Raw genomic sequence first — 8,248 nt, forward strand, 5'->3', positions numbered from 1 at the left:
AACGATGACTGGAAAAAGAGAAGATTATATTACCTGGGATGAATATTTTATGGGGGTTGCAGTATTATCAGGCAAACGTTCCAAGGATCCCAGCACCCAGGTAGGAGCCTGTATCGTCAGCCAGGATAATAAGATTTTATCCATGGGTTATAACGGATTTCCACTGGGATGCTCCGATGATGAATTCCCCTGGGGCAGAGAAAATGAGGCAGAGGATCCCTATAATGCCAAATATTTCTATTCCACTCACAGTGAATTAAATGCTATTCTTAATTACAGGGGAGGAAGTCTGGAAGGTTCTAAGCTTTATGTAACACTTTTTCCCTGTAATGAGTGTGCAAAAGCAATCATTCAGTCCGGAATTAAAACAATTGTTTATGGCTCGGACAAATATGCGGGAACACCCGCAGTAAATGCCTCCAAGCGTATGCTCAATGCGGCAGGAGTCCGTTATTATCAATATCAGCCATCCGGCAGAAAAATAGAGATTGAGGTCTAATATGAAGTTCTTACTGGCGGCGCTGAATGCCAAATATATTCACTCCAATCCGGGGGTTTACAGTTTAAAGGCTTATTCACAGGCGTGGATCAGAGAACCGGAACTAAGTGACGGAAGGTTTCAGATAGAAATCGGGGAATATACCATTAATAATCAGATGGATGAAATACTGAGCGATATTTATAGAAGAAAACCGGATGCAGTGGGATTCTCCTGTTATATCTGGAATATTTCCTATATTTTAGAACTGGTACGGGACCTTCCGAAAGTTCTCCCTGATGTGGAGATCTGGCTGGGAGGTCCTGAGGTGTCTTACGATGCCGCCCGGATTTTAGCAGAAGAACCCCATGTTTTCGGCATTATGATGGGAGAAGGCGAAGAAACCTTTAAAAAAGTGGTTTGCTGCTATCTGGAAAAGCAGAGAAAGACCACGGGGTGGGATAAATCAGCCTTTCAAAAGATAGATGGAACCGCTGTCAGGGATAGAGATGGAAGACCGGTTATAAATCCTTTAAAATCAGCAGTTGATCTCAACACAATCCCATTTCTGTATGAGGACATGGCTGGATTTGAGAACCGTATCGTTTATTATGAAAGCAGCCGTGGCTGCCCATTTTCCTGCAGCTATTGCCTTTCTTCCGTTGATAAATCTGTCCGGTTCCGTGATACGGATCTGGTATTAAAGGAACTGGGATTTTTTCTTCAAAAAAGGGTACCTCAGGTAAAATTCGTAGACAGAACCTTTAACTGCAGCAGGGACCACTCGTTTCGTATCTGGGAGTATTTAATCGATCATGATAATGGGGTAACTAATTTCCACTTTGAAATATCTGCGGATTTACTGAACCAGGAGGAATTACAGCTGATGTCCCGTATGAGACCAGGGTTAATACAGCTGGAGATCGGGGTTCAGAGTACCAATGAAACCACCATTAAGGAAATTCACCGGAGTATGGATCTGTCTGTTTTAAGAAAGAATGTTGAAATCATAAACAGCTATGGAACCATTCACCAGCACCTGGATCTGATCGCAGGACTTCCCTTTGAAAATTACGAAAGCTTTCGTCGCTCCTTTAACCAGGTCTATGATATGAGGCCGGAACAGCTTCAGCTGGGATTTTTAAAGGTATTAAAGGGTTCCAGTATGTCCCAGAAGGCAGAAGACTATGAGATCCGTTATAAGGAAAAGCCTCCGTATGAAGTCTTGTCCACCAGATGGCTTGACTATGGAGAGGTTCTTAAATTAAAGGGTCTGGAAGAGATGCTTGAGGTTTATGGCAACAGTGGTCAGTTTCAAACGACGATTGCAGAACTTCGCAGGGAATTTGATACTCCCTTTGATATGTTTGAGGCACTGGCTGAATATTATGATAAACAGGAATTGTCAAAGCTAAGTCACAGCCGAATGGCGAGGTACGAGATATTAGAGAGGTTTATCGGCCTTCGGGTTCCCGAAAAGCGGCCTTATTACAGAGATCTTCTGGTATATGACTTATATCTGAGGGAAAACTTAAAAAGCCGCCCGGATTTTTCCGCTGACCAGGAGCCTTATAAGGAACAGATAAAGGCATTTTTTGCTGATGAGGCGGTTAGGTATCATTACTTAAAGGAAGGTTATGAGGGATTTGAAGCCAGACAGTTGATAAAGATGGCTCATATTGAGGTATTTCATAATGGAAGAGCAGTTCTTTTCGATTATAAGAGGAGAGATGCACTTTCCCATAATGCAGCAGTCCATGAGCTTGGCATATGGAGGAGATGATGGCTAAAAAAGAGACAAAAGCGGAGAAAAGAGCCAGAGTAAACAGAGTTTTAGAGGCTCTTGACCGGGAATACGGAACAGAATATATTTGCTATTTAAACCATGAGACACCATGGCAGCTGCTGATTGCAGTTATTTTGAGCGCCCAGTGCACCGATGCCAGAGTCAATATGGTGACTGCGGATTTATTTCAAAAGTACGACTCGCCAGGGAAATTTGCTATAGCTGATTTAAAAGAGCTGGAGCAGGATATCCATTCCCTGGGATTTTACCATATGAAGGCCAAAAATATTATTTCCTGCTGTACGGATTTGATGAAAAAGTACGGCGGTGAAGTTCCTAAGACCATGGAGGAGCTGACAAGTCTCGCGGGAGTTGGGAGAAAAACGGCTAATGTTATACTGGGGAATATTTATTTTGAACCGAGTATTGTAGTTGACACCCATGTAAAGCGGATATCCAAAAAACTGGGATTTGCCAAATCGGATGATCCCGAAAAAATCGAGTATGAGCTGATGGAGATACTGCCAAGAGATCACTGGATCCTGTGGAACATTCAGATTATCACGCTGGGGAGATCCATCTGCGTTGCAAGAAATCCCAGATGCAGAGACTGCTTTTTAAAGGAGCTGTGTCCCAGCGCTGTGACGGGGGAAAAAGAGGAGAGGAAGAACAGGACGTGATATCATCGTATGTTGCTGTGGATTTAGAAACCACCGGTCTTGACCCTAAGCGGGATAAAATTATTGAAATCGGAGCAGTGCGTGTGACAGAGGGCGAGGCAGGAGATACGTTTGAGTGCTTTGTAAATCCGTACCGGAGTCTGGAGGAGCGTGTGATTTCCCTGACTGGAATTACTGACAGTCAGCTGAATCAGGCAGAGGGGATTGAAACCGTAATCGGCCGGTTCCTTGATTTCGCAGGAAATCTGCCCATTCTGGGACATCATGTTATCTTTGATTACAGTTTTTTAAAACGTGCGGCTGTAAACAGTGGATCAGGCTATGAGCGGCAGGGAATTGATACGCTAAAGCTTGCAAGAAAATTTATGCCGGAAGACAGTCCCAAAAGTCTTTCTGCAGCGTGCCGGTATTTCGGTATAGAAATAAAACAGAGTCACCGTGCTTTATGCGATGCTTTCGCAGCTCATCAGCTGTATCAGGCAATGAAAAAAGAGTTCGGCCAGGCAAAATCCGAAGCGTTTGACTCAGATGTGCTGATTTATAAGGTAAAAAAGGAACAGCCGGCGTCAAACAGACAAAAAGAACACTTGCAGGATTTATTAAAATATCATAAAATAGCTTTATCTGTGCAATTGGATCATTTATCCAGAAATGAAATATCCAGAATTACGGATAAAATCATTGCACAATATGGAAGAATATAAGAGAGGTGATACAAAATGATTAATTTTAATAATAAGAACAATAAGAAGTTAATGTCAGTAGTTTTAATCGTAGTTGTAGCTTTACTGATCGTAGCAATGGTACTTCCCATGATGTTAAGTTTTATGTAATGGTTTTTACTTGGAAGACCGCCAAGCGGAAACAATAGAGTAAGAGGAATGAATATGAAAAAGAAAACTTTGTCCATATGCCTGGCAGCCTCCTTGCTGGCAGTGGGAATCGGTTTTTTCTCACCAGCATACGTTATGGCTGATACGCTTCCGGACGGTATCTATGTGGGAGATTATAATCTGGGCGGTTTGACAGAGGAAGAAGCCGGGCAGAAAGTTCAGGGCCTGGTTAATGAGATGGAAAATCAGAAAATTACACTGGTTGTGGACGGACAGCCGGTGGAGACGACAGCTAAGGATCTGGGGTTTCATTGGAGCAACCCGGAAGCGGTTGCCCAGGCAGCGTCCTCCTGGCAGGGGGGGAATTTATTAAAGCGATATTTAAATAAAAAGGATATTGAACACAATCCTGTGATCATTCCTTTGGAGACCGCTCTGGATGACGGCAGGTTAGCGTCATTTGTAGCTGAAAAATGTGCTCCTGCGGTTGCTGAGCCAAAGAATGCTGCCATTGTCCGCCAGAATGGAGCATTTACAGTCACGCCTTCTGTTATTGGAAAAACAGTGGATGTGGAAGCCACAAAGCAGGCGCTGAATGCGGCACTTGCAAATGGTTTGAAAGATCCGGTTACGGTAAATGCAGTTGTTGCCGAAGTAAAACCGGCTATTACAACGGAAGATTTATCCACGATTCAGGATGTGCTGGGGACATTCTCCACGAATTTTTCATCCAGCGGTGCTTCCAGATCAAAAAACCTGAAGGTGGGTTCAGGTAAGATCAACGGTCATGTGCTGATGCCTGGAGAGACTTTATCCGGTTATGACTGCATGCATCCCTTTACTGTAGGCAATGGTTACGCCACTGCTGCTGCATATGAAAACGGGCAGGTGGTTGACAGTGTGGGAGGCGGGGTATGCCAGATCGCAACTACGATTTATAATGCCGCACTCAGGGCAGAATTAGAGATCAGCCAGAGACAGAATCATTCCATGGTGGTAAGCTATGTGAGACCGTCGGAAGATGCTGCAATTGCCGGAACTTATAAAGACATTAAGTTAACCAACAATTACAGCACACCGATTTATATAGAGGGTTATACATCGGGAAAGACTCTTACCTTTACCATATATGGAAAAGAGACCAGACCTGCAAACCGAACCTTTGAATTTGTTTCAGAAACACTCAGTGTAACAGATCCGGGGGCTCCAAAAGAGGTAGTGGATCCCGCTATGCCGCCGGGAACCAGAAAACAGATTCAGTCTGCTCATAAAGGCATTAAATCACGGCTCTGGAAGATTGTCTATGTAGACGGAGCAGAACAGAGCAGAGAGATTCTTCATACAGATACCTATAATCCTTCCAAGGCAATTATAAAGGTAGGTCCGGCAGCACCGGCAGCAGCAGAACCCATACCGGTTCAGCCGTCTGTAATCCCCCAGATTGATACGCAGCCATCTCAGGAGACGGCACAGGCGCCTGAATCCGGAGCAACGCCAGCATCTGAATGGGAAGATACCGGGGATAGTCCGGAAGCAGGACCGGGAGAATAAGTACAGACGATGAGACGGATTGAAAGAGAGAATACGGGAACGGTAAGGCCGGGGCAGGATCTTGTGACAGCAGGATTTGCAGGATTAGCCGGAACGGTAAAAATAGTAAGAGAGAGAGAAGGAGAACTGCATCAGTGGTTCTCCTCGCAATATATTGACCGGATTTTAAATGGGGGTTTTTTATTACCGGTGAAAGAACCGGAGTTTTTTAAGAATCTGGGAGCAACTGAATGGGAGCCTGCACTTGAGGGTGGAATATTAAAGGCTCTCTGGGATTTATCCGGCGCATATATGACGGGCATTCGTTTTGACCTTCGTAAAATTCCTGTAAGGCAGGAAACCATAGAGGTCTGTGAGAGGTATGACTTAAACCCATACCGGCTTTTCTCAGATGGCTGCTTTGTATTGGCAGCAGATAACGGTGGAGATTTAGTATCTGCCTTAAAAGAGCATGGGCTGGAAGCTGCAGTCATCGGGAAAGTGACAGGCGGCATCAAACGGATTATTGTTCATGAAGACGGGATTGGTTATCTTGACCGCCCATCAGAGGATGAACTTTATAAGGTATTATCCAAAAAAGTAAATTGGAGGTAGGATATGAGAGAAAAGATACTGGCAATTATTGAAAAAAACAGCAGAATTGATTTAAAGGATCTGGCGGTTCTTCTTGGAGAAAGTGAGGCAGCCATTGCCAACGAGATTGCCGATATGGAAAAGGAACATATCATCTGCGGATATCATACCCTGATTAACTGGGATAATACCAGCGATGAAAAGGTTGTAGCCTTAATTGAGGTAAAGGTTACACCGCAAAGGGGCATGGGTTTTGACAAGATTGCAGAACGCATCTATCAGTACAGCGAGGTTAATGCGGTTTATTTAATGTCAGGAGCCTTTGATTTCACTGTATTCATTGAAGGAAAGACGATGAGAGCAGTAGCACAGTTTGTATCTGAGAAACTATCCCCCATGGAATCCGTACTGAGCACAGCCACCCATTTTGTATTGAAGAAGTATAAGGATCACGGGACGGTTCTTGCGGAAGAAACACCGGATGAAAGGATGCTGATTACGCCGTGAGAAATCCATTATCAGACCGAATAACAGAAATTCCCTCTTCGGGAATCCGTAAATTTTTTGATATCGTAAGTGAGATGAAGGATGCCATTTCCCTGGGTGTGGGAGAACCTGATTTTGATACACCATGGCATATCCGGGAAGAGGGTATTTATTCTCTGGAAAAGGGACGGACATTTTATACATCCAACGCCGGTTTAAAAGAGCTTAAGACGGAAATCTGCAGCTATTTAAGCCGCCGCTTTGAAGTTACATATGACCCTGATCATGAGGTGATGGTAACGGTAGGCGGAAGCGAAGCGATTGATATAGCACTCCGTGCCATGTTGAATCCTGGAGATGAGGTGCTGATTCCGCAGCCCAGTTATGTTTCCTATGTGCCCTGTACCATTCTGGCCAACGGAGTTCCAGTCATCATTGATCTGGAAGCAAAGGATCAGTTTAAACTGACAAAGGAAAAGCTTCTTGAGAAGATCACTCCAAAGACAAAGGTTCTCATTCTGCCGTTTCCAAACAACCCGACGGGAGCTGTTATGAATGCCAGTGAGCTGAAGGAGATTGCAGACATTGTAATTGAAAAGGATTTATTCGTTATTTCTGATGAAATTTATGCAGAGCTTACCTATGGCGGTGATCATTGGACAATAGCCGCTTTTCCGGGAATGAAGGACAGGACTGTTTTGATTAACGGATTCTCCAAATCCTACGCAATGACCGGCTGGAGGCTTGGCTATGCGGCTGCCCCCAGACTGATTCTGGAGCAGATGTTAAAGATCCACCAGTTTGCCATCATGTGTGCGCCTACGACCAGCCAGTATGCAGCAGTTGCTGCGCTTCGGGATGGGGATAAGGATGTGGCAGTCATGCGGGAATCCTATGACCAGAGAAGACGTTATTTAATGCATGCGTTTCAGGAAATGGGGCTTGAATGTTTTGAGCCTAACGGTGCCTTTTATATGTTTCCAAGTATCAAACGGTTTGGCATGACCTCTGATGAATTCGCCACCAAGCTTCTGATGGAGGAAAAAGTGGCGGTTGTTCCAGGAACTGCATTCGGAGACTGCGGAGAGGGTTATCTGCGTATTTCCTATGCGTATTCCTTAAAAAGCTTAAAGGAAGCTTTAAGCCGTATGGAACGTTTTATCAAGAAACTGGATGGAAAGGCGTAATTATCATGAATATTGTACTATTGGAACCGGAGATGCCGGCAAATACAGGGAATATCGGCAGAACCTGCGTTGCTACGGATACCAGGCTTCACCTGATTCAGCCTTTGGGCTTTAAGCTGAATGATAAGCTGATAAAACGGGCAGGGCTTGATTACTGGGATAAATTAGATGTTACCGTATACAGTGATTATCAGGATTTTTTGGACCGGAATCCGAAAGCCAAAATCTATATGGCTACTACAAAGGGGCATCATGTTTACTCTGATGTAAAGTATGAACCGGATTGCTTTCTTATGTTTGGAAAGGAAAGCGCCGGAATACCCGAAGAGATACTTGTGGAAAATGAGGACCGCTGTGTGAGAATTCCCATGTGGGGTGATATACGTTCTCTCAATTTATCCAATTCTGTTTCTATTGTTCTTTATGAAGCATTAAGGCAGAACGGATTTGAACGTATGACCATGCAGGGGGAACTTCACCATTTGCATTGGAAAGAATAATATGAAATAATACGCCCTGGCCCGGAATAATGGCTAAGGCGTATTTTTATACAAAACTATGTTTAATTGACCAGCAGGGAGGCGGGAGCCTGGCTATCCTCCCCCTGATTGTCCAGTCTTACATCATTGATCTCATTTAAAGAAACCGGACGGAAATGATGTGACCCCTATAAG

Annotated in this window: 9 protein-coding genes; all 9 read left to right on the forward strand. The window is 44.2% G+C overall.

Translation table 11 applies throughout. The features are described from left to right. Positions 1 to 4 precede the first annotated feature (4 nt). The gene (locus DS742_RS24640) at positions 5 to 499 is read left to right on the forward strand and encodes a deoxycytidylate deaminase (protein ID WP_117419584.1); all 495 of its coding nucleotides are present in this window, start codon (positions 5 to 7) and stop codon (positions 497 to 499) included. Position 500: 1 nt separating this feature from the next. Then, positions 501 to 2,261, forward strand: coding sequence for a B12-binding domain-containing radical SAM protein (locus DS742_RS24645; protein WP_117419585.1), 1,761 nt, complete (start codon positions 501 to 503; stop codon positions 2,259 to 2,261). Next, positions 2,261 to 2,944 (forward strand): endonuclease III, encoded by a 684-nt coding sequence (nth, locus tag DS742_RS24650; RefSeq protein WP_117419586.1) that lies wholly within the window; start codon positions 2,261 to 2,263, stop codon positions 2,942 to 2,944. Before DS742_RS24645 ends, nth begins: the two co-directional genes overlap by 1 nt. After that, positions 2,941 to 3,648 (forward strand): 3'-5' exonuclease, encoded by a 708-nt coding sequence (locus DS742_RS24655; RefSeq protein ID WP_117419587.1) that lies wholly within the window; start codon positions 2,941 to 2,943, stop codon positions 3,646 to 3,648. Before nth ends, DS742_RS24655 begins: the two co-directional genes overlap by 4 nt. A 183-nt stretch (positions 3,649 to 3,831) precedes the next feature. Then, a complete protein-coding gene (locus DS742_RS24665; RefSeq protein WP_117419589.1) occupies positions 3,832 to 5,328 on the forward strand; it encodes a VanW family protein in 1,497 nt (498 codons plus the stop codon). Positions 5,329 to 5,337: 9 nt separating this feature from the next. Then, positions 5,338 to 5,922 carry an AIR synthase-related protein gene (locus tag DS742_RS24670; RefSeq protein WP_117419590.1) on the forward strand — a complete coding sequence of 195 codons (585 nt, stop codon included), beginning with the start codon at positions 5,338 to 5,340 and terminating at the stop codon, positions 5,920 to 5,922. Between the two features lie 3 nt (positions 5,923 to 5,925). Beyond that, entirely contained in the window at positions 5,926 to 6,408 is a 483-nt protein-coding gene (locus DS742_RS24675; protein WP_097004673.1) for an Lrp/AsnC family transcriptional regulator, read from the forward strand. Then, positions 6,405 to 7,574: an aminotransferase class I/II-fold pyridoxal phosphate-dependent enzyme gene (locus DS742_RS24680; protein ID WP_117419591.1), complete on the forward strand. Its 1,170-nt coding sequence runs from the start codon at positions 6,405 to 6,407 to the stop codon at positions 7,572 to 7,574. The genes DS742_RS24675 and DS742_RS24680 overlap by 4 nt, the downstream gene beginning before the upstream one ends. A 2-nt stretch (positions 7,575 to 7,576) precedes the next feature. Continuing rightward, on the forward strand, positions 7,577 to 8,074 hold the full coding sequence (trmL, locus tag DS742_RS24685; protein ID WP_170313579.1) for a tRNA (uridine(34)/cytosine(34)/5-carboxymethylaminomethyluridine(34)-2'-O)-methyltransferase TrmL: 498 nt from the start codon (positions 7,577 to 7,579) through the stop codon (positions 8,072 to 8,074). The last annotated feature ends 174 nt before the right edge of the window (positions 8,075 to 8,248 follow it).

Origin of the sequence: Lacrimispora amygdalina (assembly GCF_003432035.1) — a bacterium.
Taxonomy (GTDB): domain Bacteria; phylum Bacillota; class Clostridia; order Lachnospirales; family Lachnospiraceae; genus Lacrimispora; species Lacrimispora amygdalina.